This is a genomic window from Mycobacterium sp. E735 (assembly GCF_001666955.1).
Taxonomy (GTDB): Bacteria; Actinomycetota; Actinomycetes; order Mycobacteriales; family Mycobacteriaceae; genus Mycobacterium.
In genome coordinates this window covers 1-26,991 of sequence record NZ_LZIX01000178.1, presented here as the reverse complement: position 1 = coordinate 26,991, position 26,991 = coordinate 1, and the positions used below count along the sequence as shown (strand labels likewise).

30 protein-coding genes are annotated in these 26,991 nt (G+C 69.6%); 24 read left to right on the top strand and 6 right to left on the bottom strand.

Features of this window, described 5'->3' with window-relative positions; translation table 11 throughout:
* Window positions 1-92 precede the first annotated feature (92 nt).
* The 4 genes from ffh (at window position 93) to A5704_RS14100 (ending at window position 5,359) form a co-directional block, all read left to right on the top strand.
* Window positions 93-1,649, top strand: a complete 1,557-nt coding sequence (ffh, locus tag A5704_RS14115) for a signal recognition particle protein (RefSeq protein WP_067889495.1) — start codon at window positions 93-95, stop codon at window positions 1,647-1,649.
* Between the two features lie 65 nt (window positions 1,650-1,714).
* The gene (locus tag A5704_RS14110) at window positions 1,715-2,794 is read left to right on the top strand and encodes an amidohydrolase family protein (RefSeq protein ID WP_156669883.1); all 1,080 of its coding nucleotides are present in this window, start codon (window positions 1,715-1,717) and stop codon (window positions 2,792-2,794) included.
* A gap of 158 nt (window positions 2,795-2,952) precedes the next feature.
* The gene (locus tag A5704_RS14105; RefSeq protein WP_067889517.1) at window positions 2,953-4,755 is read left to right on the top strand and encodes an amidohydrolase family protein; all 1,803 of its coding nucleotides are present in this window, start codon (window positions 2,953-2,955) and stop codon (window positions 4,753-4,755) included.
* Window position 4,756: 1 nt separating this feature from the next.
* On the top strand, window positions 4,757-5,359 hold the full coding sequence (locus A5704_RS14100) for a TetR/AcrR family transcriptional regulator (RefSeq protein ID WP_067889492.1): 603 nt from the start codon (window positions 4,757-4,759) through the stop codon (window positions 5,357-5,359).
* Here the strand turns inward: A5704_RS14100 and A5704_RS14095 are convergent.
* Complete coding sequence (locus tag A5704_RS14095) at window positions 5,354-6,229, bottom strand: D-alanyl-D-alanine carboxypeptidase family protein (RefSeq protein ID WP_067748163.1); 876 nt, start codon at window positions 6,227-6,229, stop codon at window positions 5,354-5,356. The genes A5704_RS14100 and A5704_RS14095 overlap by 6 nt on opposite strands.
* 59 nt (window positions 6,230-6,288) lie before the next feature.
* Here A5704_RS14095 and A5704_RS14090 point away from each other — a divergent pair, with 59 nt between their 5' ends.
* The 5 genes from A5704_RS14090 (at window position 6,289) to trmD (ending at window position 9,249) form a co-directional block, all read left to right on the top strand.
* A complete protein-coding gene (locus A5704_RS14090; RefSeq protein WP_067748161.1) occupies window positions 6,289-6,708 on the top strand; it encodes a nuclear transport factor 2 family protein in 420 nt (139 codons plus the stop codon).
* A gap of 532 nt (window positions 6,709-7,240) precedes the next feature.
* Entirely contained in the window at window positions 7,241-7,765 is a 525-nt protein-coding gene (gene rpsP / locus A5704_RS14085; protein ID WP_067889489.1) for a 30S ribosomal protein S16, read from the top strand.
* A 7-nt stretch (window positions 7,766-7,772) separates the two neighbouring features.
* On the top strand, window positions 7,773-8,015 hold the full coding sequence (locus A5704_RS14080; protein ID WP_003878715.1) for an RNA-binding protein: 243 nt from the start codon (window positions 7,773-7,775) through the stop codon (window positions 8,013-8,015).
* 17 nt (window positions 8,016-8,032) lie between these two features.
* Entirely contained in the window at window positions 8,033-8,557 is a 525-nt protein-coding gene (gene rimM, locus A5704_RS14075; protein ID WP_067889486.1) for a ribosome maturation factor RimM, read from the top strand.
* Window positions 8,554-9,249, top strand: coding sequence for a tRNA (guanosine(37)-N1)-methyltransferase TrmD (trmD, locus tag A5704_RS14070; RefSeq protein ID WP_067889483.1), 696 nt, complete (start codon window positions 8,554-8,556; stop codon window positions 9,247-9,249). Before rimM ends, trmD begins: the two co-directional genes overlap by 4 nt.
* Here trmD and A5704_RS14065 read toward each other — a convergent pair.
* The gene (locus A5704_RS14065) at window positions 9,246-10,214 is read right to left on the bottom strand and encodes a hypothetical protein (protein WP_067748154.1); all 969 of its coding nucleotides are present in this window, start codon (window positions 10,212-10,214) and stop codon (window positions 9,246-9,248) included. The two genes, trmD and A5704_RS14065, sit on opposite strands and share 4 nt — an antisense overlap.
* 354 nt (window positions 10,215-10,568) lie before the next feature.
* Here A5704_RS14065 and rplS point away from each other — a divergent pair, with 354 nt between their 5' ends.
* The 4 genes from rplS to A5704_RS14045 all read left to right on the top strand — a co-directional run bounded on the left by rplS (window position 10,569) and on the right by A5704_RS14045 (window position 12,977).
* Complete coding sequence (gene rplS / locus A5704_RS14060) at window positions 10,569-10,910, top strand: 50S ribosomal protein L19 (protein WP_055403251.1); 342 nt, start codon at window positions 10,569-10,571, stop codon at window positions 10,908-10,910.
* A 69-nt stretch (window positions 10,911-10,979) separates the two neighbouring features.
* Window positions 10,980-11,870, top strand: a complete 891-nt coding sequence (gene lepB, locus A5704_RS14055) for a signal peptidase I (RefSeq protein WP_067748152.1) — start codon at window positions 10,980-10,982, stop codon at window positions 11,868-11,870.
* Window positions 11,871-11,872: 2 nt separating this feature from the next.
* Window positions 11,873-12,667: a ribonuclease HII gene (locus tag A5704_RS14050; RefSeq protein WP_067748151.1), complete on the top strand. Its 795-nt coding sequence runs from the start codon at window positions 11,873-11,875 to the stop codon at window positions 12,665-12,667.
* A gap of 4 nt (window positions 12,668-12,671) precedes the next feature.
* Window positions 12,672-12,977 (top strand): DUF2469 domain-containing protein, encoded by a 306-nt coding sequence (locus A5704_RS14045; protein ID WP_007171389.1) that lies wholly within the window; start codon window positions 12,672-12,674, stop codon window positions 12,975-12,977.
* Window positions 12,978-12,983: 6 nt separating this feature from the next.
* On the opposite strand, the gene A5704_RS14040 is transcribed toward A5704_RS14045, so the two are convergent.
* Entirely contained in the window at window positions 12,984-13,733 is a 750-nt protein-coding gene (locus A5704_RS14040) for a GAF and ANTAR domain-containing protein (RefSeq protein ID WP_067748149.1), read from the bottom strand.
* Window positions 13,734-14,003: 270 nt separating this feature from the next.
* Between A5704_RS14040 and A5704_RS14035 the strand changes: the two genes are divergently transcribed.
* The 4 genes from A5704_RS14035 to A5704_RS14020 all read left to right on the top strand — a co-directional run bounded on the left by A5704_RS14035 (window position 14,004) and on the right by A5704_RS14020 (window position 17,875).
* The gene (locus A5704_RS14035; protein WP_067748147.1) at window positions 14,004-14,984 is read left to right on the top strand and encodes an SDR family oxidoreductase; all 981 of its coding nucleotides are present in this window, start codon (window positions 14,004-14,006) and stop codon (window positions 14,982-14,984) included.
* A 70-nt stretch (window positions 14,985-15,054) separates the two neighbouring features.
* A complete protein-coding gene (gene fdhD / locus A5704_RS14030) occupies window positions 15,055-15,873 on the top strand; it encodes a formate dehydrogenase accessory sulfurtransferase FdhD (RefSeq protein WP_067748145.1) in 819 nt (272 codons plus the stop codon).
* Between the two features lie 113 nt (window positions 15,874-15,986).
* Window positions 15,987-16,364 (top strand): YraN family protein, encoded by a 378-nt coding sequence (locus tag A5704_RS14025; RefSeq protein ID WP_067748206.1) that lies wholly within the window; start codon window positions 15,987-15,989, stop codon window positions 16,362-16,364.
* Window positions 16,364-17,875 (top strand): YifB family Mg chelatase-like AAA ATPase, encoded by a 1,512-nt coding sequence (locus A5704_RS14020; RefSeq protein WP_067748143.1) that lies wholly within the window; start codon window positions 16,364-16,366, stop codon window positions 17,873-17,875. Before A5704_RS14025 ends, A5704_RS14020 begins: the two co-directional genes overlap by 1 nt.
* Before the next feature lie 14 nt (window positions 17,876-17,889).
* On the opposite strand, the gene A5704_RS14015 is transcribed toward A5704_RS14020, so the two are convergent.
* A complete protein-coding gene (locus tag A5704_RS14015; RefSeq protein WP_067748141.1) occupies window positions 17,890-18,165 on the bottom strand; it encodes a DUF4190 domain-containing protein in 276 nt (91 codons plus the stop codon).
* 113 nt (window positions 18,166-18,278) lie between these two features.
* On the opposite strand from A5704_RS14015, the gene dprA reads away from it, so the two are divergent.
* The 4 genes from dprA to A5704_RS13995 are packed head-to-tail and all read left to right on the top strand — an operon-like array spanning window position 18,279 to window position 22,465.
* The gene (gene dprA / locus A5704_RS14010) at window positions 18,279-19,445 is read left to right on the top strand and encodes a DNA-processing protein DprA (RefSeq protein ID WP_067748139.1); all 1,167 of its coding nucleotides are present in this window, start codon (window positions 18,279-18,281) and stop codon (window positions 19,443-19,445) included.
* Between the two features lie 32 nt (window positions 19,446-19,477).
* Window positions 19,478-20,329 (top strand): siderophore-interacting protein, encoded by an 852-nt coding sequence (locus A5704_RS14005; RefSeq protein ID WP_067889480.1) that lies wholly within the window; start codon window positions 19,478-19,480, stop codon window positions 20,327-20,329.
* A 42-nt stretch (window positions 20,330-20,371) separates the two neighbouring features.
* On the top strand, window positions 20,372-21,535 hold the full coding sequence (locus tag A5704_RS14000) for a lactate 2-monooxygenase (RefSeq protein WP_067889477.1): 1,164 nt from the start codon (window positions 20,372-20,374) through the stop codon (window positions 21,533-21,535).
* 33 nt (window positions 21,536-21,568) lie between these two features.
* On the top strand, window positions 21,569-22,465 hold the full coding sequence (locus tag A5704_RS13995; RefSeq protein ID WP_067748132.1) for a tyrosine recombinase XerC: 897 nt from the start codon (window positions 21,569-21,571) through the stop codon (window positions 22,463-22,465).
* Window positions 22,466-22,573: 108 nt separating this feature from the next.
* Here A5704_RS13995 and A5704_RS13990 read toward each other — a convergent pair whose 3' ends face one another.
* Entirely contained in the window at window positions 22,574-23,068 is a 495-nt protein-coding gene (locus A5704_RS13990; protein ID WP_067748130.1) for a M23 family metallopeptidase, read from the bottom strand.
* 273 nt (window positions 23,069-23,341) lie between these two features.
* On the opposite strand from A5704_RS13990, the gene rpsB reads away from it, so the two are divergent.
* Genes rpsB through A5704_RS13975 form a run of 3 tightly spaced genes read left to right on the top strand, consistent with a single transcriptional unit; the run spans window position 23,342 to window position 26,439 of the window.
* Window positions 23,342-24,175: a 30S ribosomal protein S2 gene (rpsB, locus tag A5704_RS13985; RefSeq protein ID WP_067748127.1), complete on the top strand. Its 834-nt coding sequence runs from the start codon at window positions 23,342-23,344 to the stop codon at window positions 24,173-24,175.
* 10 nt (window positions 24,176-24,185) lie between these two features.
* Window positions 24,186-25,001 (top strand): translation elongation factor Ts, encoded by an 816-nt coding sequence (gene tsf, locus A5704_RS13980; RefSeq protein WP_067748125.1) that lies wholly within the window; start codon window positions 24,186-24,188, stop codon window positions 24,999-25,001.
* A gap of 31 nt (window positions 25,002-25,032) precedes the next feature.
* Window positions 25,033-26,439, top strand: coding sequence for an amidase (locus A5704_RS13975; RefSeq protein WP_067889474.1), 1,407 nt, complete (start codon window positions 25,033-25,035; stop codon window positions 26,437-26,439).
* Window positions 26,440-26,446: 7 nt separating this feature from the next.
* Here the strand turns inward: A5704_RS13975 and A5704_RS13970 are convergent, their stop codons facing one another.
* Window positions 26,447-26,866: a MarR family winged helix-turn-helix transcriptional regulator gene (locus A5704_RS13970; protein ID WP_067748121.1), complete on the bottom strand. Its 420-nt coding sequence runs from the start codon at window positions 26,864-26,866 to the stop codon at window positions 26,447-26,449.
* Window positions 26,867-26,991 lie beyond the last annotated feature (125 nt).

Below are 26,991 nucleotides of genomic sequence, written 5' to 3'. Positions count from 1 at the left end.
ACCGGCCTCGGCGTGTCGTCACAGCCGGTTATGTGTCGCGGTCGATGGGCGGCGGCGGGGCCGCCAACCCGTACAACCACTAGGCTGGCGGGGTGTTTGAATCGCTGTCCGACCGGTTGACCGGTGCACTTCAGGGACTACGCGGCAAGGGTCGACTGACCGACGCCGACATCGAGGCCACCACCCGCGAGATCCGGCTGGCGCTGCTGGAAGCCGACGTGTCGCTGCCCGTGGTGCGGGCATTCGTCACCCGGATCAAGGACCGCGCCAGGGGCGCCGAGGTCTCGGGTGCGCTCAACCCGGCGCAGCAGGTCGTCAAAATCGTCAACGAAGAGCTCATCGGCATCCTGGGCGGCGAGACCCGCCAGCTGGCCTTCGCCAAGACACCGCCGACCGTGGTGATGCTCGCCGGTCTGCAGGGTTCCGGTAAGACCTCGCTGGCCGGCAAGCTGGCCGCCTGGCTGCGCGGCCAGGGGCACACCCCGCTGCTGGTGGCCTGCGACCTGCAGCGGCCGGCCGCCGTGAACCAGCTGCAAGTCGTCGGTGAGCGCGCCGGGGTCCCGGTGTTCGCGCCCCACCCGGGCGAGTCCCCCGAATCGGGTCCCGGCGACCCGGTCGCCGTGGCCGCCGCCGGGCTCGCCGAAGCCCGCGCGAAGCACCACGACGTCGTCATCGTCGACACCGCCGGGCGCCTGGGCATCGACGAGGAGCTGATGGCCCAGGCCGCGGCCATCCGCGACGCCGTCAACCCCGACGAGGTCCTGTTCGTGCTCGACGCGATGATCGGGCAGGACGCCGTCACCACCGCCGAGGCGTTCCGCGAGGGCGTCGGCTTCACCGGCGTCGTGCTGACCAAGCTCGACGGCGACGCCCGCGGTGGCGCCGCGTTGTCGGTCCGCGAGGTGACCGGCGTCCCAATCCTTTTCGCCTCCACCGGAGAAAAACTGGAGGACTTCGACGTCTTCCACCCGGACCGGATGGCCAGCCGCATCCTGGGCATGGGCGACGTGCTGAGCCTGATCGAACAGGCCGAGCAGGTCTTCGACGCCGAGCAGGCCCCGGCCGCCGCCGCCAAGATCGGCACCGGCGAGCTGACACTCGAGGACTTCCTGGAGCAGATGCTCGCCATCCGCAAGATGGGCCCGATCGGCAACCTGCTGGGCATGCTGCCCGGGGCCGGGCAGATGAAAGACGCGCTGGCCCAGGTCGACGACAAGCAACTCGACCGCCTGCAGGCCATCATCCGCGGCATGACGCCCGAGGAGCGGGCCGACCCGAAGATCATCAACGCCTCGCGGCGGCTGCGCATCGCCAACGGGTCCGGCGTCTCGGTGTCCGACGTCAACCAGCTGGTCGACCGCTTCTTCGAGGCCCGCAAGATGATGTCGTCGATGCTCGGCGGCATGGGCATCCCCGGCATGGGCCGCAAGTCCGCGACCCGAAAGGCCAAGGGCGCGAAGGGCAAGAAGGGCAAGAAGGGCGGACGCGGTCCCACTCCGCCCAAGGTCCGCAACCCGCTCGGCGCCGGGATGCCCGGCATGCCCGCCGGGTTCCCCGACCTGTCGCACCTGCCCGAGGGCCTCAACGAGTTGCCGCCCGGGTTGGCCGACTTCGACCTGTCCAAGCTCAAGTTTCCGGGCAAGTCGTGACGATCGCGAGCGCGGCGGAGCCGGGCGAAGCGGGTCGTCACGGTAGGAACTAGCCCGCCGTGCGCATGCACGTGCGAGGTGTCGGGCTGCCCGACGAGACGCCGACCGAGCTCTGGATCGTCGACGGCCGGATCAGCGCCGAACCGGTCGCCGGCGCCGACACCGTCTTCGACGGCGGCTGGATCCTGCCCGGCCTGGTCGACGCGCACTGCCACGTCGGCCTCGGTGAGCACGGCGAGATCCCGCTCGACGACGCGATCGCCCAAGCCGAAATCGAACGCGACGTCGGTGCGCTGCTGTTGCGAGACTGCGGCTCACCCACCGACACCCGCAGCCTCGACGACCACGACGACCTGCCCCGCATCATCCGGGCCGGGAAACATCTGGCCAGGCCCAAGCGCTACGCGGCCGGCTTCTCGCGCGAACTGGAAGACGAGTCGCAGCTGCCCGAGGCGGTCGCGCAAGAGGCGCGCCGCGGGGACGGCTGGATCAAGCTGGTCGGCGACTGGATCGATCGCAGCGTCGGCGACCTCGCCCCGCTCTGGTCCGACGACGTGCTCAAGGCCGCGATCGAGACGGCGCACGCCCACGGCGCCCGTGTCACGGCGCATGTCTTCAGCGAGGACGCGCTGCCCGGCCTGATCAACGCCGGCATCGACTGCATCGAGCACGGCACCGGCCTGACTGACGACACCATCGAGCTGATGGTCGAGCGCGGCACCGTCCTGGTTCCCACGCTGGTCAACATCGTCGAGAATTTTCCCGGCATCGCGAACGCCGCCGCCGCGAAGTACCCGACCTACGCCGCCCACATGCGCGACCTGCATGCCCGCGGCCCGGGGCGGCTCGCCGCGGCCCGCGACGCCGGCGTGCCGATCTATGCGGGCAGTGACGCGGGCACCATGGTCGCGCCCGGGCGCATCGCCGACGAGGTCGAGGCGCTCAAGGGCATCGGGATGAGCCCGACCCAGGCCCTGGGCTCGGCGTGCTGGGAAGCCCGCCGGTGGCTGGGACGCCCCGGCCTCGATCACGGCGCGTCCGCGGACCTGCTGTGCTATTCCGACGACCCGCGATCGGGCGCTGACGTGCTGCGCCGGCCCGACTTGGTGATCCTGCGCGGCAAGGTTTTCCCCCCTTCGGCGTAACCCCCGCGCGGCCGCGAGGACTGTGTTCGCGTGGCCTACCGCGGGCCGCATGCCCGTTGCCGAGTTCGCGTCGGCCCTGGTCAGGGGCGCGCCACGCCGAAGCGCAGAAAAGATTGCGAGTACTTGCTATCTATGTTACGGTCTGTTTCACACGACGACTGGAGGCAAAAGTGGCGTACGACGTGATCATTCGCGACGGGCTGTGGTTCGACGGCACCGGCGGTGCACCGCAGACCCGCACGCTGGGCATCCGCGACGGCGTGGTGGCCACGGTGTCGGACGGCCCGATTGACGAGACGGGTTGCCCCGAGGTGATCGACGCGGCGGGCAAGTGGGTGGTGCCCGGCTTCATCGACGTGCACACCCACTACGACGCCGAGGTGTTGCTGGACCCTGGCCTGCGGGAGTCCGTGCGCCACGGCGTCACCACCGTGTTGCTCGGAAACTGCTCGCTGTCCACCGTGTACGCCGACTCCGAGGACGCCGCCGACCTGTTCAGCCGCGTGGAGGCCGTGCCCCGCGAATACGTCTACGGCGCTTTGGAGAACAAGACCTGGTCCTCGGCGGCGGAATACATCAAGGCGATCGACGACCTGCCGCTCGGCCCGAATATCGGCTCGCTGCTTGGCCATTCGGACCTGCGGGCCGCGGTGATGGGCCTCGACCGGGCCACCGACGCCGCCGTGCGGCCCACCGATGCCGAAGTCGAGCGGATGGCAAGCCTGCTCGACGAGGCGCTCGACGCCGGGGTGCTCGGCATGTCGGGCATGGACGCGGCCATCGACAAGCTCGACGGTGAACGCTTCCGGTCGCGGGCGCTGCCGTCCACCTTCGCGACCTGGCGCGAGCGGCGCAGGCTGATCAAGGTACTGCGCAAGCGCGGCCGCATCCTGCAGAGCGCCCCCAACGTGGCCAAGCCGTCCACCGGGATGCTCTTCTTCCTCGCCAGCAGCCGAATCTTCAATCGGGGCAAGGGCGTTCGCATGAGCATGTTGGTATCCGCCGACGCCAAGTCGATGCCGCTGTCGGTATACGTCTTCGGCCCGGGGACGCGCCTGCTCAACAAGATCCTAGGCGCCAGCGTCCGTTTCCAGCATCTGCCGGTGCCGTTCGAGCTGTACTCCGACGGGATCGACCTGCCGGTCTTCGAAGAGTTCGGCGCCGGGACGGCCGCGCTGCACCTGCGGGACCAGTTGCAGCGCAACGATTTACTGGCGGATAAGGAATATCGCCGCCAGTTCCGGCGCGAATTCGACCGCATCAAACTCGGCCCATCGCTGTGGCACCGCGACTTCCACGACGCGGTCATCGTCGAGTGCCCCGACAAATCGTTGATAGGCAAGAGCTTTGGCGCCATCGCCGACGAGCGCAAGCTGCACCCGCTCGATGCATTCCTCGACGTGCTGGTCGAGAACGGCGAACGCAATGTCCGCTGGACCACGATCGTCGCCAACCATCGCCCCAAGCTGCTCGACGCGCTCGCCAAGGAGGGCAGCGTGCACATGGGCTTCTCGGACGCCGGCGCGCACCTGCGCAACATGGCCTTCTACAACTTCCCGCTGAAGCTGCTCAAACGCGCCCGGGACGCCCACCGGGCCGGCGCGCCGTTCATGTCGACCGAACACGCGGTGCATCGCCTGACCGGCGAACTGGGGGAGTGGTTCGGCATCGACGCCGGCACGCTGCGCCAGGGCGACCGTGCGGACTTCGTGGTGATCGACCCGGCCGGCCTGAACGAGGCGGTCGAGGGCTACTACGAGGAGGAGGTGCCCTTCTACGGCGGCTTGCGGCGGATGGTCAACCGCAACGACGACGCCGTCGTCGCGACGGGCGTGGGCGGTGCCGTGGTCTTCCGCGCGGGCCGGTTCCGCGAGGGCTACGGCCAGACCGTGAAGTCGGGCCGCTACCTGCGTGCGGGCCAGCGTCACCGGGGCCAGAGCCCCGCGAAAATCGGGGCCTGACGTGGCCAGAACCCAACAGCAGCGTCGTGAGGAGACGGTGGGCCGGCTTCTCGACGCCTGCATCGACACCATCATCGAGGTCGGGTACGCCCGGGCGTCGGCCGCCGTGATCACCAAGCGGGCGGGGGTGTCCGTGGGTGCCCTGTTCCGGCACTTCGAGACGATGGGCGATTTCATGGCGGCCACCGCGTCCGAGATGTTGCGCCGTCAGCTCGAGACATTCACCAAACGGGTCGCCGAGATACCGCCCGATCGGCCGGCGCTCGAAGCCGCGCTGGCGATCCTGCGCGACGTCACGGCCGCCCCCAGCAACGCGGTGCTCTACGAGCTGCTGGTCGCCGCGCGGACCGACGAAAAGCTCAGGGACACTTTGCAAAACGAGCTGCGGCAATACTCCACGAAGATTCTGGAGGCGGCCCGCACCCTGCCCGGCGCCGAGAGCTTTCCCGAGGAGACGTTCCCGGTTCTGGTGGCGGTGCTGACCAACGTGTTCGACGGGGCCGCCGTGGTGGAGGGGGTGCTGCCGCAGCCGCAGATCGCCGAGCAACGGATCCCGATGCTGATGACGCTGCTGTCCGCGGCGGCGCCGGGCGCGGACCTATAGCGAGCCGATGCCGGACTCCGGGTTGAGCGCGAATCCCCAGTCGAACAGCGTCGCGGCCTGGTCCCAGTAGCTCGGGCCGCCGGCCTTCACCAGGCCGTACATCATGGCTATGACCAGCCGCCGGCCACCGCGCGCCGCCGCGCCGACGAAGGTCTTGCGCGCGGCGTCGGTGAACCCGGTCTTGCCGCCGATCGCGCCGGGGTAGCGCTGCAACAGCTCGTCCTGGTTGACGATCGGCTGATCCCCGTGATCGCCGGGGAACATCGCGGACGGCTCGGCGGTGATCTGGGCGAACACCGGATTGGCCATCGCGGCGCGGAAGATGACGGCCAGGTCGTGCGCCGTCGAGGACCCGGATCCGCCTGGCCCGTCGAGGCCGGACGGCGTCGCGGCGTGGGTGCTGGTCGCGCCGAGGGAGGCCGCCTTGGCGTTCATCTTGGCGACCGTGGCGTCGGGTCCGCCCAGCATGTGCGCCAGCGTGTTGGCCGCGTCGTTGCCCGAGACCAGCAGCAGGCCGTCCAGGAGCTGGCGCGCGGTGTAGAGGTGGCCCGGTTTGACGCCGACGCAGTTGCACTCCACCTGGGTGTCGGCGGTATCGGCGACCACGGTGGAATCCAGGCTCACCTGGTCCAAGGTCACCAACGCCAACAGCACCTTGATGGTGCTCGCCGGCGGGTGGGCCACATTCTGGTCGCGGCCGGCAAGCACCTGACCGCTGTCCAGGTCGGCGACGATCCAGGTCTGGGCCGGGCCGTCCGGTATCGGCATCGAGCCGACCGGCTGCATGCTGTCTGCCCAGGACGTGGGGACGGTGGCATTGCACGCCCCGACCGTCAGCAGGGCCGCTGCTGCGGCCATGACCTTGCGCATGGGCCGAAAGTCTAACTTCCTGGCCTTTTCGGCGACGATTTTCGTCTACTGTCCGATGCATGTTGAGCCTGGCCGAGATTTCCGACCGCTTAGAGATCCAGCAGCTGCTGGTGGACTACTCCACCGCGATCGACAACCGTCGCTTCGACGACCTGGACAGGGTCTTCACCGAAGACGCGTACATCGACTACACCGCCCTCGGCGGCATCGAGGGCCGCTATCCCGAGGTCAAGAAGTGGCTGTCGGAGGTGCTGCCGAACTTCCCGGTGTACGCGCACATGCTGGGCAACTTCTCGGTGCAAATCGACGGCGACAAGGCTTCGTCGCGGGTGATCTGTTTCAACCCGATGGTGCTCGGGGGTGACAAGGATCAGGTGCTGTTCTGCGGGCTCTGGTACGACGACGAGTTCGTCCGCACGCCCGAAGGCTGGCGGATGACCCGGCGGGCCGAGTCCAAGGTGTTCCAGAAGGTCATGTAGACGCGGCAAGATTGAGCCGGCTCAGCCATTTCGCTACGGGAGGCACCATGAGGCGCAGCATCGACGGCTGAACTGGGCACACGATCATGAAACGATCCTTTTTAGTAGGGCTGGCGGCGGGACTGCTGGGCGGAGCTTCGATCGTCTTGGCGCCGCCCGCCGGCGCCGGCTGCCTGTATGGCGGGTTGTCCGTCAGTAGGTGTGACGGACCGGTTGATCCGGACGGCAACTGGCAACGCTGCGTGGTGTTCTACTCCGCCTATGGTGGGTCGGGTTCCCGCGGCGCCACACGCTGCGACATGATGGGTCCTGACCTGCATCCATGGGGTTTCGAATTCAGTAACCCACCCACGCACATCGACGACTGAGCGCAAATTTCTGCTTAGGCACGGCTGTCTGGCACAATGGGCGGCTGTCCGCGGCGCGATCACGATCGCGTTCCGGTCATCACACTCGAGGCAAAACCGGACCCGGGCATCCCGCCCCGGTTGCTGAATTGCAGCGTGACAAACACAGGAGAACTCGCTTAACCATGGCTGTGAAGATCAAGCTCACCCGGCTTGGCAAGATCCGCAATCCCCAGTACCGCATCGCCGTCGCCGACGCGCGGACGCGGCGCGACGGTCGCTCCATCGAGGTCATCGGTCGCTACCACCCGAAGGAAGACCCGAGCCTCATCGAGATCAACTCCGAGCGTGCCCAGTACTGGCTGTCCGTGGGCGCTCAGCCCACCGAGCCCGTCCTCAAGCTGTTGAAGATCACCGGCGACTGGCAGAAGTTCAAGGGTCTGCCGGGCGCCGAGGGCCGGTTGAAGGTGGCCCCGCCCAAGCCCAGCAAGCTCGAGCTGTTCAACGCCGCGCTGGCCGAGGCCGAGGGCGGTCCCACCACCGAGGCCGCGAAGCCGAAGAAGAAGGCGCCGGCCAAGAAGGCCGCGAAGGCCGCCGAGCCGGAGGCCGCCGCGCCCGAGGCCGCCGCGCCGGAGGCTCCTGCTGAAGCCGCGCCGGCCGAGACGGCCGCCGAGGGCGGCGAGCAGGCCGAGTCGAGCACAGAAAGCTGACGCGGCGATGAGCACGGTCGTCGTTGACGCGGTCGAGCACCTGGTTCGCGGGATCGTCGACAACCCCGACGACGTCCGGGTGGACATGGTGACCAGCCGCCGCGGCCGAACTGTCGAGGTCCACGTCCATCCCGACGACCTGGGCAAGGTGATCGGTCGTGGCGGCCGCACCGCGACCGCCCTGCGCACGCTGGTCGCCGGTATCGGTGGCCGCGGCATCCGCGTCGACGTGGTGGACACCGACCAGTAGCCGCTCATGGAACTCCGTTGGAGTTGACCGTCGGGCGCGTCGCGAAAGCGCACGGCATCGGCGGCGAGGTCGTCGTCGAGATCCGCACCGACGACCCCGGCTCGCGCTTCGCGCCCGGTAATACCTTGCGCGGCAGGTCATCCCGCGGTGGCGGCGGTGCACGCGACTTCGTCGTCGAGAGTGTGCGCGAGCACGGTGGGCGGCTGCTGTTGCGATTGGTCGGGGTGACCGATCGCGGCTCCGCCGACGCGCTCCGGGGAACCCTGTTCGTCGTCGATTCCGATGACCTGCCGCCCATCGACGAGCCGGACACCTACTACGACCACCAGCTCGAGGGACTGCACGTCCGGACCGTGACGGGCCAGGACGTCGGTGTCGTCGCCGAGGTGCTGCACACCGCCGGCGGCGAGCTGTTGGCGGTGCGCCGGGGCGACGGCGGGGAAGTGTTGGTGCCGTTCGTCGCCGCGATCGTCACGTCGGTGTCACTCGACGACGGTGCCGTGGAGATCGATCCACCCGAGGGCCTGCTGGATCTGGCATGAGAATCGACGTCGTCACCATCTTTCCCGCCTTCCTCGACCCGCTGCGGCAATCGTTGCCGGGCAAGGCGATTGGTTCGGGCCTGGTCGACCTGCGGGTTCACGACCTGCGGAGGTGGACGCACGACGTGCACCGTTCGGTCGACGACGCGCCCTACGGCGGCGGTCCCGGGATGGTGATGAAGGCGCCGGTGTGGGGCGAAGCTCTGGACGAAATCTGTTCGGAGCGAACCGTTTTGGTCGTTCCGACACCAGCCGGGTCGTTGTTCACGCAGGCCGACGCCCAGCGGTGGAGCGTCGAGGAGCACCTGGTGTTCGCGTGCGGTCGCTACGAGGGTATCGACCAGCGGGTCGTCGAGGATGCCGGCCGACGGATGCGGGTCGAGGAGGTCTCGATCGGCGACTACGTCCTGCCGGGTGGGGAGTCGGCGGCCGTGGTGATGATCGAATCCGTGGTGCGCCTGCTCGACGGAGTGCTCGGTAATCCCGTCTCGCACCTGCAGGATTCGCATTCGCCGGCCCTGGACCGGCTGCTCGAGGGCCCCAGCTACACCCGCCCGCCGAGCTGGCGCGGGCTCGACGTTCCCGAGGTCTTGCTATCCGGCGACCACGCGCGGGTCGAGGCCTGGCGGCGGGAGGTTTCGCTGCAGCGCACCCGGGAACGGCGCCCCGAGCTGCTGGACCCCTCCGATTAGAGGCCCCGCCGCAGCGGGTCGATCCGGCCTTCGGGAAATATCGTCTTGACCGCCCGGGTGATGGTCTCGCGGGCGGTGGCGTCGTCGGCGGGCTGCAGGGACTGCACCACCATGATGTAACGACGGTCCGCGCCGATCACGCCGGTCGACAGGTGCATCCAGTCGCTGCCGATGCAGCACATCCAGCCCTGCTTGACCGCCACCGGTTCGGCGTACAACCCCTCCGGGATGCCGAAGCGCTGCGGATAGCCGTCGAGCCCGTTCGGGGTGGACTGGGCCAGGTCGTCGACGATGAGCTTCGCCTTGTCCGGCGGCAGCCCGCCGGACCCGTCCAGCAGCATCTCGTAGTAGCGGACAAGGTCGGTCGTGGTGCTCATGGTGTTCCACCAGCGTCCGTCGCCGGGCGGCGTGGTCGACGCCAGGCCGTAGCGGGCCGCGACCGCGGTGATGATCGCATTCTGGCCGCCCTGGGCCCAGAACCGCTCGGCTGCGCCGTCGTCGGAGGACTGCAACATGATGTCCAACGCCTGGCGGTCGTCGGCGCTCAGCGCGGCCTTGCCCTCGGATTCGTGGAGCAGCAGGTCGTCGGCGATGAACAGTTTGGCCACCGACGCGGTGCCGATGACCTGGCTGTTGCCGGTGGAGACCAGCTGATGCGTCTTGCGATCGAGGATCGCCACCGACAAAGCGGCGCCGCTGGCTGCGGCTTCGTCCGTCGCCTGCTGCACCCGCGCCTGGAGTCCGACGGGCCCCGCGCTGGCCGGCTGCTGCTCCTGCTGCGTTGGCTTGACCGCCTCGAGCATCAGCTGCGCCCTCTGTGGCGGCGGCTGACGCAGGCCGCGGTCGGGGGTGACGTACACCGGGAAGTTGTAGACCTTGGCCTGTACCTTCGCCTCGCAACCGGCGGCCACCACCAACGCCACCGCCGCTGTGGCGGTGAACAAAGTCAGCGGCCGAACGCGCATTCCTCTCCTCCGACTGGCTCGGACGCACCGAAGTGCACAAGCGCGGGCCGCGTCGCGCCACCTGATCCGGCCGTCACGCATGGTCCGGTAGCGCGTTCTGGCCCCAGTCATATGTACCATTCACCAGCGTGTTCGGCTCGCTGTGAACCGCCTCGGAAGCTGTGATTTTCATGGCAAGCGCCCCGTCTGGCACAATTGACCAGTTGTCTCCAGCGGTTGCCGGCCGGCCGGGCCGCTTCCCGCCTGCTGCGAGATACGCGCAAGTTGCCCAAAACCATCGGCTTGGCGACCGCCTCACACCCCAGGTGAGGGCTGTCCCCGCAGGCCGCGACCGCAAGGAAGTGCCTTCTCAAGATGAACCGCCTGGACTTCGTCGACCAAGCGTCGCTGCGCGACGACATCCCGGTTTTCGGCCCGGGCGACACCATCAACGTGCACGTCAAGGTCATCGAGGGCGCCAAGGAGCGCATCCAGGTGTTCAAGGGCGTGGTGATCCGCCGGCAGGGTGGCGGAGTCCGCGAGACGTTCACCGTGCGCAAGGAAAGCTATGGCGTCGGCGTCGAGCGGACCTTCCCGGTGCATTCGCCGAACATCGACCACATCGAGGTGGTGACCCGTGGCGATGTCCGCCGCGCCAAGCTGTACTACCTGCGCGAGCTCCGCGGCAAGAAGGCCAAGATCAAGGAAAAGCGCTGAGCTGGGACGGCCGGGCGGCAGTCCCGGTCGGTTTACAGCGCCACAATCTGCGCTGGCTACTCTGATCTCGTGACCGATCCCACGGACTCATCTGAGCCCCAGTCCGCCCAGTCAGAGCCGAAGGTCTCCACCCGCATCCCGGACCCGCCCGAAGGCGAGGCGCCGAACGCCGCCCAATCGATTCCCGAACCCGCGGACGCGCCCGACCCGGATGCTCCGGAGCGCACCAAGCGATCCGCCCTGCGGGAATTCGCCCTGCTGGCGGTCATTGCGGTGGCGCTCTATTACGTGATGCTGACCTTCGTGGCGCGGCCCTACCTGATCCCGTCGGAGTCGATGGAGCCGACGTTGCACGGCTGCGCCGGCTGCGTCGGCGACCGGATCATGGTCGACAAGGTCACCTATCGCTTCGACCCGCCGCGCCCCGGCGACGTCATCGTCTTCAAGGGGCCGCCGTCGTGGAACCTCGGCTACAAGTCGATCCGGTCCAACAACACCGTGCTGCGCTGGGCGCAGGACGCGCTGTCCTTCATCGGCTTCGTGCCTCCCGACGAGAACGACTTGGTCAAGCGGGTCATCGCGGTCGGCGGGCAGACGGTGCAGTGCCGCGCCGACACCGGGTTGACGGTCGACGGCAAGCCGCTCAAGGAGCCCTACCTGGATCCGGCCACCATGATGGCCGACCCGTCGGTGTACCCGTGCCTGGGCAGCGAGTTCGGGCCGGTCACCGTGCCGCAAGGGCGGCTGTGGGTGATGGGCGACAACCGGACGCACTCGGCGGACTCCCGCGCCCACTGCACCAGCGTTCCGGCCGAGGCGCTCAAGGGCGTGTTGTGCACGGGCGACCCGACGTCGGGGACCGTGCCGGTGTCCAACGTGATCGGCAAGGCGAGGTTCATCGTGTGGCCACCGGGGCGCTGGGGCGGCGTGTCTTCAGTGAACCCGCAACAGCATCAGTAGCCATGGCCACGACGTGGCCGCCGCGGACGGTGATCCGCAAATCGTCGGGATTGCGCACCCTGGAATCCGCCCTGTACCGCAGCGGGTTGGGCCCGGTCGCGGGCGTGGACGAAGTCGGTCGCGGCGCCTGCGCCGGCCCGCTGGTGGTGGCCGCCTGTGTGCTTGGCCCGGGGCGGCTGGAAAGCCTTGCAGCACTTGATGATTCGAAAAAGCTGACCGAGGCCGCGCGGGAGAGGTTGTTCCCGCTGATCCGTCGCTACGCGCTGGCCTACCACGTGGTGTTCATCCCGCCGGCCGAGGTGGACCGGCGCGGCGTGCACGTCGCGAACATCGAGGGCATGCGCCGCGCCGTCGCGGGCCTGGCGGTGCGACCCGGCTACGTGCTGAGCGACGGATTCCGCGTCCCCGGGCTGCCGGTGCCGTCGCTTCCGGTGATCGGGGGCGACGCGGTGGCGGCCTGCATCGCCGCGGCCAGCGTGCTGGCGAAGGTGAGCCGGGACCGGCTGATGGTCGCCATGGACGCCGACCACCCGGGTTACGGCTTCGCCGAGCACAAGGGCTACGGCACGCCGGCGCACAGCGTGGCGCTGACGCAGCTGGGGCCCTGCCCCGAACACCGCCATTCGTTCATCAACGTTCGGCGGGTGGCCATAGGGTCACAAGGGTCGGGTGGCCGCGTGGTGGCCGAATGCAGACCGGACCTCCGCCCGCGCGCGGCGGATATCGGTGAGGAAAGATGGGACCAGGATTCCCTGGGCGGAACGCCGGGGAAGTGTTTCTCCGAGAAGGACGTCTGAACAGATGAGTGCCGAGGATCTCGAAAAGTACGAAACCGAGATGGAGCTCTCGCTATACCGCGAATACAAAGACATCGTCGGACAGTTCAGCTACGTCGTGGAAACCGAGCGGCGGTTCTACCTGGCCAACAGCGTCGAGATGGTGCCGCGCAACGCCGACGGCGAGGTGTATTTCGAACTCCGGCTGTCCGACGCCTGGGTGTGGGACATGTACCGGCCGGCCCGGTTCGTCAAGCAGGTACGGGTGGTGACGTTCAAGGACGTCAACATCGAAGAGGTGGAAAAGCCCGAGCTGCGGCTGCCCGAGTAGCCGGGCCTAGCCTTCTTCCGGGGGCGGCAGCTGGCCGCGCCTCTCGATGACGACCCGCGCCACGTCGGCCAGCTTGATGTTCAGCGACTGGGAATGGCGGCGCAGCAGTTCGAACGCCTGGTCCTCGGTCATGTCGTGCAGCAGCATCAGCATGCCGACCGCCTTGCCGATCTCGCGGTTGCTCAGCAGTCCCCGGCGCAGGCTGCTCGCGTCCTCACCCTTGGCGACCGCGTTGATGGCCACGCTGGCGAACGAGGCGAGCACCGCCGCACGCCCGGCCGCCTCGGAGTCGAACACACCTGCGGTGTCGCTGAAGAGGTTCAGCGCGGCCGCTTTGCGTTTGTCCACCAGCAGCCGAAAACCCATCGCCCCGCGCACCGGGGTCTCCGCCACCAGCACCTTCGCCAGCTTGGGCCACAGCGACGGCGTCCTGAGGTCCGGGTCGATCTGTGGGGTTTCCTCCTCGATCGCGTCGATGCACGGCCCGTCGCCCGAACGCCGTTCCAGCTCGTCGACCTGCTGGGCCAACCGGTCGCTCGCGCCGACGGTGACATAGCTGTCGCCGTCGCGCACCAAGAGGCTGGCGTGATCGCAACCGGGGACGATCAGGGTGGCGGCGACGCAGATGGCCGCGTACATCTGACCGGCGTCCGAGCCCTGGTAGATGATCTCGGCCAGCGCGGCGAAGACGGTCCCGGGGTCGGCCTTCTCCCCGCCGGGCGTCGGTCGGCCTGCGGCCGTCGATTCGTCCCCCATGTGTGCCTCATTCCCTGTGCAATGCACTCTGACCCCGCGTTCGATCGCCGTAGATTATCGGTCTTGCGGGCGCGCCTCACACGCTGTTCGGCGCGATTGCGACGAATTGCACGCGCCCGGCCCGCCGGTGCGCGGACCGCCAGAATCGTTCGCCGACAATACGGGTACCCGCGCGTCCGGCGCTCACGATTTGCGCCACCGGGCGAGATGGTCTGGGTGACGTTTCCCACCCCTGGTTTCGGCGGGCCACCGACGGGAAAAAGCGTTGGGGTGGGAATTACCGTCGCGGTGACCGGGCCGACCGGCGAGATCGGGATGTCGGCGGTGACGGCGCTGGAGCGCGAACCGGCCGTGGACGCCATCATCGGGATGGCCCGCCGCCCGTTCGACCCGTCTTCGCGCGGCTGGCAGAAGACCACCTACCAGCAGGGCGACATCCTGGACCGCGAGGCCGTCGACGCCCTGGTGGCCCAGACCGACGTGGTGATCCACCTGGCCTTCATCATCATGGGATCGCGGGAAGAGAGCGCCCGCATCAACCTGCAGGGCACCCGCAACGTGTTCGAGGCGACGGTCGCCAGCGAGCGGCCCAGGCGCCTGGTGTACACGTCCTCGGTGGCGGCCTATGGATATCACCGCGACAACCCCGACCCGCTGACCGAGGACGTGCCGGCGCGGGGGTCCGAAGAGCACTATTACTCCGAGCAGAAGGCGGCGTGCGAGGCCCTGCTCGGCGAGATCACCAAGGACTCGCCGCTGGAGGTCTTCGTGTTGCGGCCGTGCATCGTCGCCGGCCCCAACGCCACCGCCCTGGCCGATGCGATGCCGTGGAACCAACTGCCCGGCCCGATGCGCGCAGTGGTCAAGGCGGTGCCGATTTTGAAGCCGGTCGTCCCGGACCCGGGCTACCCGCTGCAGCTGGTGCACCACGACGACGTCGCGAGCGCGATCGCGTTGGCGGCCACCACGCCGGCGCCCCCCGGGGCGTACAACATCGCCGGCGACGGTGTCGTCACGGTCGCCGACGTGGCCAGGGCGCTGGGTGGGCGCCCGGTCCGGGTTCCCGCCGTCGCAGCCTCCGCGGCGTCGGCGGCGCTTTCGCGGGTGCCGCTCGTCCCGTCCATGCTGGAATGGCTCCACACCGCGCGCACGTCGATGGTCATGGACACCACGAAGGCGCGCACCCAACTCGGCTGGCGGCCGGTCCACACCTCGGCGGAAACCCTGACCGCGCTGGCCTCGGCGCTATGAGGCCGGGGTAGTTTTGCTGCGTGAGTTCTCAGCGCTCCGCCGCAATACCCGCCGACGGTGAAATCGCCTCGTGCGGCACGTAACTGCGCGCCGGAGGGTGACGCACCTGGCTGCCGGCGAAGCGATCACCCGGCCGGAGACGCTGGTCGTCGAGGAGCCGCTCGAGATCCGGGTGAACGGCGCGGCGGTCACCGTGACCATGCGCACGCCGGGGGCGGATTTCGAATTGGCTCAAGGCTTTCTGCTCACCGAGGGCATCATCGCCGGCCGCGACGACGTGCAGAGCATCCGCTATTGCGGCGGTGCCGTCGACGGCACGAACACCTACAACGTCCTGGACGTGACCTTGGCCGCCGGCGTCGCGGCACCCACCCTCGACGTGACCCGAAACTTCTACACCACCTCCTCGTGCGGAGTGTGCGGCAAGGCGTCGCTGGATGCGGTGCGGGTGATCGGTCGTTTCGCCCCCGGGGCGGATCCGGCGACTGTCGCGGCGGCCACACTTGAAGCGATGCCGGGCCAACTCCGTTCCGCGCAAAAGGTTTTCGACAGCACCGGCGGGCTGCACGCGGCCGCGCTGTTCGGGGTCGACGGGACGATGTTCGCGGTGCGCGAGGACGTCGGCAGGCACAACGCCGTGGACAAGGTCATCGGCTGGGCGCTGGAGCAGCGACGAGTGCCGCTGGCCGGCTCGGTCCTGCTGGTCAGTGGGCGGGCCTCCTTCGAGTTGACGCAAAAAGCGGTGCTGGCCGGGATTCCGGTGCTGGCCGCCGTGTCGGCGCCGTCGTCGCTGGCCGTGTCGTTGGCCGAGGAGTCGGGCATCACATTGGTCGCCTTCCTGCGCGAGGACTCGATGAACATCTACACCAGGGCCGATCGCATCGGCTAGACGGTGTCGGCCGACTGTGGATGAGCGCGGCACTGGGGATAACCGGCCGCGTGGACGGCTCACACGCGCCGCAGTGGCCCGCCGTGTCGGGGCCGGCCCGCACAGTTGCCGGCATGACGACCGAAACGACGATGACCCGGATCCAGCTCGGAGCGCTCGGTGAGGCGCTCGCGGTTGACCATCTGGCGAGGGCGGGATTGCGTGTTCTGCAACGCAACTGGCGTTGCCGCTACGGCGAACTAGACGTCATCGCCTGCGACGACGCCACCCGCACTGTGGTGTTCGTCGAGGTGAAGACCCGTACCGGCGACGGCTACGGCGGGCTGGCGTACGCGGTCACCGAGCGAAAGGTCCGTCGGCTGCGCCGCCTGGCCGGGCTGTGGCTGGCGGGCCAGGACACGCGCTGGGCGGCGCTGCGCATCGACGTGATCCGGGTGCGGATCGGGCGCCGGCGGACGCCCGAAATCACCCATCTGCAAGGGATCGGCTGATGGCGCTCGGCCGCGCGTTCTCGGTCGCCGTCCGCGGAGTGGATGGACAGATCGTGGAAATCGAAGCCGACATCACCTCCGGACTGCCGGGCGTTCATCTGGTGGGTCTGCCCGACGCCGCACTGCAGGAATCCCGTGACCGGGTCAGGGCCGCGGTCACCAACTGCGGCAACGACTGGCCGATGGCGCGGCTCACGCTCGCGCTCTCGCCGGCGACGCTGCCCAAAATGGGGTCGGTCTACGACATTGCCCTGGCCGCGGCCGTCCTGTCGGCGCAGCGAAAGAACCCGTGGGACCGCCTCGAGAAGACGGTGCTGCTGGGCGAGTTGTCGCTGGACGGCCGGGTGCGCCCCGTGCGCGGTGTGCTGCCGGCGGTGTTGGCCGCCAAGCGCGACGGCTGGCCTGCCGTCGTCGTCCCGGTCGACAACCTGGCCGAGGCCAGCCTTGTCGACGGCATCGACGTCTGGGGCGTGCGGACGTTGCGGCAGCTGCAGAAATGGCTCGCCGGGTCCATCGCCCTGCACCACCGCATCACCACGACGGCCACCCCGCCGGAACCCTCGGTGGATCTGGCCGATGTGGTCGGGCAGACCCAGGCGCGGTTCGCGGTGGAGGTGGCGGCCGCCGGGTCGCACCACCTCATGCTCACCGGGCCGCCGGGCGTCGGCAAAACCATGCTGGCCCAGCGGCTCCCGGGTCTGCTGCCGCCGCTCTCGGAGAGCGAGTCGCTCGAGGTCACCGCGATCCATTCGGTGGCCGGGCTGCTGTCGGGGGAGACGCCGCTGATCACCGCGCCGCCGTTCGTGGCGCCGCATCACAGCTCCAGCGTCGCGGCGCTCGTCGGCGGCGGCTCGGGCATGGCGCGCCCCGGCGCCGTCAGCCGCGCGCATCGCGGTGTGCTCTTCCTGGACGAATGCGCAGAGATCAGTGTCAGCGCGCTGGAAGCCTTGCGAACTCCCTTGGAGGATGGGGAGATTCGTCTCGCGCGGCGCGACGGTGTCGCCTGCTACCCCGCGCGGTTTCAGCTGGTGCTGGCGGCCAACCTGTGCCCCTGCGCACCCGCCGATCCGCAGGACTGCATCTGTGCGGCCGCGGCCAAGCGCCGCTACCTCGGCAAGCTGTCCGGTCCACTGCTCGACCGGGTGGACCTGCGGGTGCAGATGCACTCGGTGCGCGCGGGCGCGTTCTCCGGCGGCGAAGCCGAATCGACGGCACAGGTTCGGCTCCGGGTGGCCCAGGCCCGCGCGGCCGCGGCCCAGCGGTGGTCACCGTATGGATTTCGGACCAACGCCGAAGTGAGCGGGGCGCTGTTGCGCCGAAAGTTCCGCCCCGGCAACGCGGCGATGACTCCGCTGCAGAAGGCCCTGGACCGTGGTGCGCTCAGCATCCGGGGCCTGGACCGGACGCTGCGGGTCGCGTGGAGCCTGACCGATCTCGCCGGCGGGGTATCGCCCGGGCCCGAGGAGGTCGCCGCCGCGCTCAGCTTCCGTCAGCCGGGGGCGCAGCGATGAGCGCCGACCGCAAATCACCAGTACGCCTTGGTCAGCCAGTCGTTGTGCCCGCCGCGGACCGCTATCGCGACGGTCACCAGGATGGCGAACGCCCGGGCGAACTGCGCCATCGCGCGGCCGCGCTCGCCGCGCTGTTCCATGTCACGCAGCGCGACGAACGCGAGGACGCCGCTCAGGATCGGGATGGGCAGGCCGCACCAGCTGACCAGGCTCAGCGCGAACGCCGCGATCGCCCAAGGGTTTACCGGGCGAGCGGGCGCCGCGAGCTGGGTCGGCGAGCAGACGATCATTGTTTGCTCCGTTCGTTGCCGGCCGCGCGATGGCGAATGGGGGTCGACGACAACACATTCGCGTATGGGGCTAAACGAATCCTTGGCGGATTCTTGGAAGCCGCAGCGCCCCAATGCTGACGGCGGTCGACGATCCGGCGCTGCGCGCCTGGGCGTACCTGTCCAGGGTGGCCGAGCCGCCCTGTGCCGGGCTGGCCACCCTGGTGCGGTCCGTCGGCCCGGTAGAGGCGGCCGACCGGGTGCGCCGCGGCGTGGTCGACGACGATCTAGCGCGGCACACGGAGGCGAGGCGCGAAATCGACTGCGCCGCGGCCGACCTCGAGCTGCTCGCCCGCCGCGGGGGACGGTTGATCACGCCCGACGACGACGAGTGGCCGCTGCTGGCATTTGCCGCGTTCGGCGGCGCCTCGGGCAGAGCGCGCGGCGCGGCCCCGATGGTGTTGTGGGCGCAAGGTCCGATCCGGCTCGACGAGGTGGCGCACAGGGCTGCCGCCGTGGTGGGCACGCGGGCCGCGACGGCATATGGCGAGCAGGTCGCCGAGGACTTGGCGGTCGGGCTGGTGCAACGCGAGGTGGCCGTCGTCTCCGGCGGCGCCTACGGCATCGACGGGGCCGCGCACCGGGCGGTGCTCAATGCTGACGGCGTCACCGTGGCCGTCCTCGCCGGGGGACTCGACATCCCGTATCCGAGCGGCCACACCACGTTGCTGCATCGCGTGGGCCAACACGGGTTGCTCTTCACCGAATACCCGCCGGGCGTTCGGCCCGCGCGCCACCGATTCCTGACCCGCAACCGACTGGTGGCCGCCGTCGCGGGGGCCGCGGTGGTGGTCGAAGCGGGGCTGCGCAGCGGAGCGGCCAACACCGCCGCGTGGGCGCGGGCGCTGGGGCGGGTGGTCGCGGCGGTGCCCGGGCCCGTGACGTCGTCGGCGTCGGCCGGCTGCCACGCGCTGCTGCGCGACGGCGCCGAGCTGGTCACCCGGGCCGACCACATCGTCGAGCTCATCGGCCGCATCGGGGAGCTGGCCGCCGAGGAACCGCGCCCGGCGACCGAGCTCGACGGGCTGAGTGACGGCGAACGCCGGGTGTACGAGGCGCTGCCGGGCCGCGGCGCCGCAACCGTCGAACAGCTCGCGATTGCGTCGGGGCTGGCGCCCGAGCGGGTGTTGGGGCCGCTGGCCATGCTCGAGCTGGCCGGGTTGGTGTGTCGTCAGGAGGGCAAGTGGCGACTTCCCCGGGCCTCGAGCGGCCGAGCTGCGTCGACGCCGCGGCTCGTATAGTCGACGGGGGTCGGGCGGGGACAGGAGGACAAGTGGCGGGTCGACCTCTGCAACGCTTCGAGGTTGTCGATACCAAGGAGCTCACACCGCACATGGTCGCGGTCGTGCTGGGCAGCAAGGACTTCGACGCCTTCGTGCCCAGCAAATTCACCGACTCCTACGTCAAGCTGGCGTTCGTCGCCGACGACGTCGACGTCACGGACTTGCCGCAGCCGTTGACCCTCGACAGCTTCGCCGGCCTGCCGCCCGAGAAGCGGCCGTCGGTTCGGACCATGACGGTCCGCCGCGTCGACAGCGCCGCCGGTCAGCTCACGTTGAACATCGTCACGCACGGCGAGCACGGGATCGCGGGCCAGTGGGCGGCCGCGGCGCAGCCCGGCCAGCGGATCTTCCTGATGGGTCCCGGCGGTGCCTACACCCCCGATCCGGCCGCCGATTGGCATCTGCTGGCCGGTGACGAATCGGCGCTGCCGGCGATCGCCGTCGCCCTGGAAGCGTTGCCACCCAGCGCCGTCGGCAAGGCGTTCATCGAGGTGGCGGGCCAGGAAGACGAGATTCCTCTGACGGCGCCGGAAGGCGTCGAGGTGCATTGGGTTTATCGCGGCGGCCGGGCCGACCTGGTCCCCGAGGACCGCGCAGGCGACCACGCCCCGCTGATCGAGGCCGTCACCACCACGCCGTGGCTGCCCGGGCGGGTGCACGTGTTCGTCCACGGCGAGGCGCAAAGCGTCATGCACAATCTGCGGCCCTACATCCGCAAGGAGCGCGGCGTTGACGCGAAGTGGGCGTCGTCAATCTCGGGCTACTGGCGGCGCGGCCGCACCGAAGAGACCTTCCGGCAATGGAAGAAGGAACTGGCCGAGGCCGAGGCCGGGGCTTCGTAGCGGGTTCGTCGGTCCGATCGCCGGCTGGCATCCTCTACTTCCATGGCGCATTTCGGCGATTACCAGAACGAGATCTACTTCCAGGGTCTGGGCGGGGTCGCGCCCGCGCTGCCGATGGCCTTCGCGGAGCTGGAGGCCCGGGCGGAACGGGCGATGTCGCCGTCGGTGTGGTCCTACGTCACGGGTGGCGCCGGCGACGAGCGCACCCAACGGGCCAATCGCGAGGCATTCGACCGCTGGGGCTTGATGCCGCGGATGTTCGTCGGCGCCGCCGAGCGTGACCTGTCGGTCGAGATGTTCGGCCTGAGGCTGCCGTCGCCGGTGTTCATGGCCCCGATCGGCGTCATCGGCATCTGCGCTCAAGACGGCCATGGCGACCTGGCCACCGCGCGCGCCGCGGCGGCCACCGGTGTCCCGATGGTCGTTTCCACCCTGACCGCCGACCCACTGGAAGACGTCGCCGCCCAGTTCGGCGACACGCCCGGCTTTTTCCAGCTGTACACGCCCAAGAACCGCGAGCTCGCCGCGAGCCTGGTGCAGCGGGCCGAGGCCGCCGGCTACCGGGGCATCATCGTCACGCTGGACACCTGGGTTCCCGGCTGGCGTCCGCGCGACCTCAGCACGGCGAATTTTCCGCAATTGCGCGGGCACTGCTTGGCCAACTACACCAGCGACCCGGTCTTTCGCGCCGGCCTGGCACGCCCGCCCGAGGAAGACCCGCAGGCCACTGTGCTGCAGTGGATTACGACCTTCGGCAATCCGTTGACGTGGGCCGACCTGCCCTGGCTGCGGTCGCTGACCAAGCTGCCGCTCATCGTCAAGGGCATCTGCCATCCCGACGACGCCCGACGCGCCAGGGACGGCGGCGTCGACGGTATTTATTGCTCGACGCACGGCGGACGCCAGGCCAACGGCGGCCTGCCGGCGCTGGACTGCCTGCCCGGGGTGATCGAGGCGGCCGACGGGCTGCCGGTGCTGTTCGACTCGGGCATCCGCAGCGGCGCCGACATCGTCAAGGCGCTGGCGCTGGGCGCGACCGCGGTGGGGATCGGCAGGCCGTACGCGTACGGCCTGGCATTGGGCGGCGTCGACGGCGTCGTCCACGTGCTGCGTTCGCTGCTGGCCGAAGCGGACCTGATCATGGCGGTCGACGGCTATCCGACACTGAAAGATCTCACCCCGGACACGCTTCGGCGCGTCGACTGAACCGGGTCCCCGGCTCCTGCGAACGTTGCAGGCGTGGAGGCCATCCTCGAGGAATTCGACGAATACCTGTCGCTGCAATGCGGCCGCTCGGCGCACACCCGCCGGGCCTACCTCGGTGACCTGCGCTCGCTGCTGACGTTCCTCGAGAGCCGCGGCGCCGCGCTGGACGGGCTGAGCCTGCCGCTCCTGCGCTCCTGGCTGTCCGCCTCGGCCACGGCGGGAGCGGCGCGCACGACGTTGGCCCGTCGCACGTCGGCGGTCAAGGCGTTCACCGCGTGGGCCGCGCGGCGTGGCCTGTTGGCCGGGGACCCGGCGGCGCGGCTGCAGGTGCCCAAGGCGCACCGCACGCTGCCGGCGGTGCTCCGCCAAGATCAGGCGCTCGACGCGATGGCCGCCGCGAAATCGGGTGCCCAACAAGGTGATCCGATGGCGTTGCGGGACCGGTTGATCGTCGAGATGTTGTACGCCACCGGGATTCGGGTGAGCGAGCTGTGCGGCCTGGACATCGACGACGTGGACACCGGTTATCGGCTGGTGCGGGTGCTCGGCAAGGGCAACAAGCAGCGCACCGTGCCGTTCGGGATGCCGGCCGCCGAGGCGCTGCGCGCCTGGCTCGACGAGGGCCGCCCGGCCCTGGTGACCGCCGAGTCCGGTCCGGCGCTGTTGCTGGGCGCGCGGGGCCGCCGGCTCGACGTGCGCCAGGCCCGCACGGTGGTGCACCAGACGGTCGCCGCGGTGGACGGCGCCCCCGACCTGGGCCCGCACGGGCTGCGGCACAGCGCGGCGACGCATCTGCTGGAAGGTGGGGCCGACCTGCGGGTCGTGCAGGAGCTACTCGGCCATTCCAGCCTGGCGACGACCCAGCTCTACACCCACGTCGCCGTCTCCCGGTTGCGGGCAGTGCATGATCAGGCCCACCCGCGGGCGTGAGCCGGCGATTCCCGGGCGTCACTTCCGCCCCGGCGCCGGGAAGCCCCGAGGCACGAGGGTCCGCCCTCCGGCCGGAGACGGGTGTGGCTGGGGGCACGGCCCGCACGCTCAGCCCCGCAGCGGCTTGAGCCGGATCGGCGTCGATTTCACCAGGCCCAGCGGATCGACGTAATGGGCGCCGGACGCCGGGCCCCACATCGCGCCCCAGTGCAGGCAGGCCGCCGCCCGGCAGCCGGCATGCCCGGGCTCGAGCGAGCCGATCACGGTCCGGGCCGTCACCGGCTGGCCGACCCGCACCGCCGCCCGGACCGGCTCGTAGCTGGTGCGCAGCCCGCCGGGGTGGGCCAGCGACACCACCGGGCGCCCCGCCAGCTGACCGGCGAACACCACCGTGGCGGTGCCCGCCGCGTACACCGGCTGACCAGGGACGCCGGGCAGGTCCACCCCCCGATGCCCCGGCCGCCAGTCTGGGGACGGGGCGTCGAACCCCCGGGCCACGGCGGGCGGCGGGCGCAGCGGCCAGTCCAGGCGGGCGTCGTCCGCACCCGCCGGCGCCGCGCCGAGCACCGTCAGCCACGCCAACAGCCACCAAACCCGTCGCATCGGCTCAGTTGAGTGGGCCACCGGCGCCGTCGCCACTCAGGTGCGGCCGGTGCTGTGCAAAACCACCAGCTGAGTCCGTGTAAACTGCTGGTCGCAGCTCGTTCGCGGGCTGACTTCGCGCGTCCGCCCCGCGTCTCCCGTTCCACTAGGAGTTCGCACCGCGTGCCGGGCGGTCCCCGCCAGGGTTTCCTGGCGAGGTCCGGCATCGCAGCAGGCGCCAGGGCCCGGCTTCACCCGATGCCGGGCGACAACCGACACACGTAAGGCACACGCATGGCCGTCGTAACCATGAAGCAGCTGCTCGACAGCGGCACCCACTTCGGGCACCAGACCCGTCGCTGGAATCCCAAGATGAAGCGGTTCATCTTCACCGACCGCAACGGCATCTACATCATCGACCTGCAGCAGACGCTGACCTTCATCGACAAGGCGTACGAGTTCGTCAAGGAGACCGTCGCCCACGGCGGCACCGTCCTGTTCGTCGGCACCAAGAAGCAGGCGCAGGAATCGGTTGCGGCCGAGGCCACCCGCGTCGGCATGCCGTACGTGAACCAGCGCTGGCTGGGCGGCATGCTCACCAACTTCTCCACCGTGCACAAGCGGCTGCAGCGCCTCAAGGAGCTCGAGGCGATGGAGCAGACCGGTGGCTTCGAGGGCCGCACCAAGAAGGAAATCTTGATGCTGACCCGGGAGAAGAACAAGCTGGAGCGCAGCCTCGGCGGTATCCGCGACATGGCCAAGGTGCCGTCGGCGATCTGGGTCGTCGACACCAACAAGGAGCACATCGCGGTCGGCGAGGCCCGCAAGCTCGGCATCCCGGTCATCGCGATCCTGGACACCAACTGCGACCCCGACGAGGTCGACTACCCGATCCCGGGCAACGACGACGCGATCCGCTCGGCCGCGCTGCTGACCAAGGTGATCGCCTCCGCGGTCGCCGAGGGCCTGCAGGCCCGCGCCGGGGTCGGCCGCGGCGACGGCAAGCCCGAGGCGGAGGCCGCCGAGCCGCTGCCCGAATGGGAGCAGGAACTGCTGGCCTCCGCCGCTGCCAGCGCCCCCACCGACGCCGCTGCGGGCGCACCCGAATCGACACCAGACCCTTCATAGGAAGGCTGACATGGCCAACTTCACCGCCGCCGACGTCAAGAAGCTTCGTGAGCTCACCGGCGCCGGCATGCTCGACTGCAAGAACGCGCTGGCCGAGAGCGACGGCGACTTCGACAAGGCCGTCGAAGCGTTGCGCATCAAGGGCGCCAAGGACGTCGGCAAGCGCGCCGAACGCGCCACGGCCGAGGGCCTGGTCGCCGCCCAGGGCGGCGCGCTGATCGAGTTGAACTCGGAGACGGACTTCGTCGCCAAGAACGCCGAGTTCCAGAAGCTCGCCGACGACATCGTCGCGGCCGCGGCCCAGTCCAAGGCCACCGACGTCGACGCGCTGAAGGCCGCCAAGGCCGGCGACTCCACGGTCGAGCAGGCCATCGCCGACCTGTCGGCCAAGATCGGCGAGAAGCTCGAGCTGCGTCGCGTCGCGTACTTCGACGGGACGGTCGAGGCCTACCTGCACAAGCGGGCGGCCGACTTGCCCCCCGCCGTCGGCGTCCTGGTCGAGTACCAGGGCTCGGATTCCGAGGCCGCGCACTCGGTCGCGCTGCAGATCGCCGCCCTCAAGGCGCGCTTCCTGTCCCGCGAGGACGTTCCTGAAGACGTCGTGGCCAGCGAGCGCCGTATCGCCGAGGAGACGGCCAAGGCGGAGGGCAAGCCGGAGCAGGCGCTGCCCAAGATCGTCGAAGGCCGGCTGAACGGTTTCTTCAAGGACGCGGTGCTGCTGGAGCAGCCGTCGGTGTCCGACAGCAAGAAGACGGTCAAGGCCCTGCTCGACGAGGCCGGCGTGACGGTGACGCGGTTCGTGCGCTTCGAAGTGGGCCAGGCCTAAGTCCCGCGCGAAGGCGGGCTAGCGTCGATTCATGCGACACGTGCATGCGTTCGGCGACGACGCCCTCGGTGATCTCGACGGGGTCGGCCTCGCCCACGCGATACAGGCCGGCTGGGTCAGCAGGGCGGAGGTCGTCGAGGCGGCGATCGCCCGCACCGAGGCCGTCGATCCGGTGCTCAACGGTTTGGCGTATGCGGCCTTCCAACAGGCCCGGGACAGCGCGTCGGGCAGCCCTGCCGACGGCTTCTTCAGCGGGGTCCCGACGTTCCTCAAGGACAACGTCGACATCGCCGGCCAGCCGACGATGCACGGCACCGACGCGTGGACGCCGTGGAATGCCACCTCCGACGGCGAGTTCACCCGGCTGTTCCTGGCTACCGGGCTGGCACCCGTGGGAAAAACGCAGCTGTCGGAATTCGGTTTCAGCGCGTCCGCCGAGCACCCCCGGCTGGGGCCGGTCCGCAACCCGTGGAACACCGACTTCAGTGCCGGCGCATCGTCGTCGGGCTCTGGGGCATTCGTCGCCGCCGGCGTGGTGCCGATGGCCCACGCCAATGACGGAGGCGGATCCATCCGCATCCCCGCCGCCTGCAACGGCCTCGTCGGGCTGAAGCCGTCGCGTGGGCGGCTGCCGCTGGACCCGCACCTGCGCCGGATGCCGGTGGGCATCGTCGCCAACGGTGTGGTCACTCGATCGGTGCGCGACACCGCGGCGTTCTACCGGGAGGCCGAACGCATCTGGCGTAATCCGAAACTGGCGCCGATCGGGGATGTCACCGGTCCCGGCAGGCAGCGGCTGCGAATCGCCGTGCTGACCCGCTCGGTGCAACGGGACTGCAGCCCGCAGGTGCGCGAGCTCACGCTGAAGTCGGCCGGTCTTCTCGAGGAGCTCGGCCACCGCGTCGAATACCTCGAAGAACCCCCGGTGCCGGCCAGTTTTGTCGACGACTTCGTGTTGTACTGGGGCTTCCTGGCGCTGGCCCAGGTCCGCACGGGGCGCCGGATGTTCGGCGCGACCTTCGACCGCAGCAGGCTGGACAGCCTGACCCTCGGTCTGGAGCGCCACACCGCCCGCAACATGCACCGACTGCCGCTGGCGATCATGCGCCTGCGCCGAATCCGTAGGCGCACCGCAAGATTCTTCGGCACCTACGACCTCGTGCTGACCCCGACGCTCGCCGACGAGACGCCCCGCATCGGATATCTGGCACCCACCGATTACCACCAGGTCATCGAACGACTGATCGACTGGGTCTCGTTCACCCCGCTGCAGAACGTCACCGGTGAGCCGGCGATCTCGCTTCCGTTGGCCCAGTCCGACGAAGGCATGCCGGTGGGCATGATGCTCTCGGCCGACATCGGCCAGGAGGCGCTACTGCTCGAGCTGGCCCACGAACTCGAAGAGGCGCGGCCGTGGGCCCGGATCCAAGCCGCTTAGTCGCCGGTCAGTCGGAACCGAGCTTGTCGAGCATTCGTTTGAACTCGCGCTGCTGACTCTCGGTCAGCTTGGCCAGGATGCGGGCGTCGGCGGTCCGCACCGCGCCTTCGGCGCGTTTGAGCAGGGCGCGGCCCTGGCCGGTGAGCGTGGCGGGCAGCGCGCGGCCGCTGGACACCGACGTCGGGCGCGCCACGGCGCCAATGTCTTCCAGCTTGCGCAGCACCGTGTTCATCGCCTGCGGTGTGACGCCGGCCTGCCGAGACAATTCGGCGCTCGACATCCCCGGAAGGATGGAAAGCATTCGTAGGCAGACGAATTCGGGCAGCGTCAGGCCCAGCGGGCCCAACACCGCGGAAACCTCCGGTCGCAGCAAACTGGCCACCCGGTAGAGCAGGTAACCAAGCGGGGCATCTTCGGCCTGAACCATGTCAATCATCTTGACATATTTCGCCCGGCGGGAGGCGGGGTTCGGCGACGCAAAGTGCTCGGCAATTCGTCCTTCTTCGGCTTGCCGCCTTTCGTCGTCTTCGGCATGGAATCCTCCTCGGGTGC

Coding starts and splice junctions, on each gene's coding strand:
- A5704_RS14110 (WP_156669883.1), top strand. CDS start 1,715: ATGCACGTGCGAGGTGTCGGGCTGCCCGACGAGACGCCGACCGAGCTC.
- A5704_RS14095 (WP_067748163.1), bottom strand. CDS start 6,229: ATGCGCAAGGTCATGGCCGCAGCAGCGGCCCTGCTGACGGTCGGGGCG.
- A5704_RS14090 (WP_067748161.1), top strand. CDS start 6,289: ATGTTGAGCCTGGCCGAGATTTCCGACCGCTTAGAGATCCAGCAGCTG.
- rpsP (WP_067889489.1), top strand. CDS start 7,241: ATGGCTGTGAAGATCAAGCTCACCCGGCTTGGCAAGATCCGCAATCCC.
- A5704_RS14080 (WP_003878715.1), top strand. CDS start 7,773: ATGAGCACGGTCGTCGTTGACGCGGTCGAGCACCTGGTTCGCGGGATC.
- trmD (WP_067889483.1), top strand. CDS start 8,554: ATGAGAATCGACGTCGTCACCATCTTTCCCGCCTTCCTCGACCCGCTG.
- A5704_RS14065 (WP_067748154.1), bottom strand. CDS start 10,214: ATGCGCGTTCGGCCGCTGACTTTGTTCACCGCCACAGCGGCGGTGGCG.
- rplS (WP_055403251.1), top strand. CDS start 10,569: ATGAACCGCCTGGACTTCGTCGACCAAGCGTCGCTGCGCGACGACATC.
- A5704_RS14050 (WP_067748151.1), top strand. CDS start 11,873: ATGGCCACGACGTGGCCGCCGCGGACGGTGATCCGCAAATCGTCGGGA.
- A5704_RS14045 (WP_007171389.1), top strand. CDS start 12,672: ATGAGTGCCGAGGATCTCGAAAAGTACGAAACCGAGATGGAGCTCTCG.
- A5704_RS14040 (WP_067748149.1), bottom strand. CDS start 13,733: ATGGGGGACGAATCGACGGCCGCAGGCCGACCGACGCCCGGCGGGGAG.
- A5704_RS14025 (WP_067748206.1), top strand. CDS start 15,987: ATGACGACCGAAACGACGATGACCCGGATCCAGCTCGGAGCGCTCGGT.
- A5704_RS14020 (WP_067748143.1), top strand. CDS start 16,364: ATGGCGCTCGGCCGCGCGTTCTCGGTCGCCGTCCGCGGAGTGGATGGA.
- A5704_RS14015 (WP_067748141.1), bottom strand. CDS start 18,165: ATGATCGTCTGCTCGCCGACCCAGCTCGCGGCGCCCGCTCGCCCGGTA.
- dprA (WP_067748139.1), top strand. CDS start 18,279: ATGCTGACGGCGGTCGACGATCCGGCGCTGCGCGCCTGGGCGTACCTG.
- A5704_RS14000 (WP_067889477.1), top strand. CDS start 20,372: ATGGCGCATTTCGGCGATTACCAGAACGAGATCTACTTCCAGGGTCTG.
- A5704_RS13990 (WP_067748130.1), bottom strand. CDS start 23,068: ATGCGACGGGTTTGGTGGCTGTTGGCGTGGCTGACGGTGCTCGGCGCG.
- rpsB (WP_067748127.1), top strand. CDS start 23,342: ATGGCCGTCGTAACCATGAAGCAGCTGCTCGACAGCGGCACCCACTTC.
- tsf (WP_067748125.1), top strand. CDS start 24,186: ATGGCCAACTTCACCGCCGCCGACGTCAAGAAGCTTCGTGAGCTCACC.
- A5704_RS13975 (WP_067889474.1), top strand. CDS start 25,033: ATGCGACACGTGCATGCGTTCGGCGACGACGCCCTCGGTGATCTCGAC.
- A5704_RS13970 (WP_067748121.1), bottom strand. CDS start 26,866: ATGGTTCAGGCCGAAGATGCCCCGCTTGGTTACCTGCTCTACCGGGTG.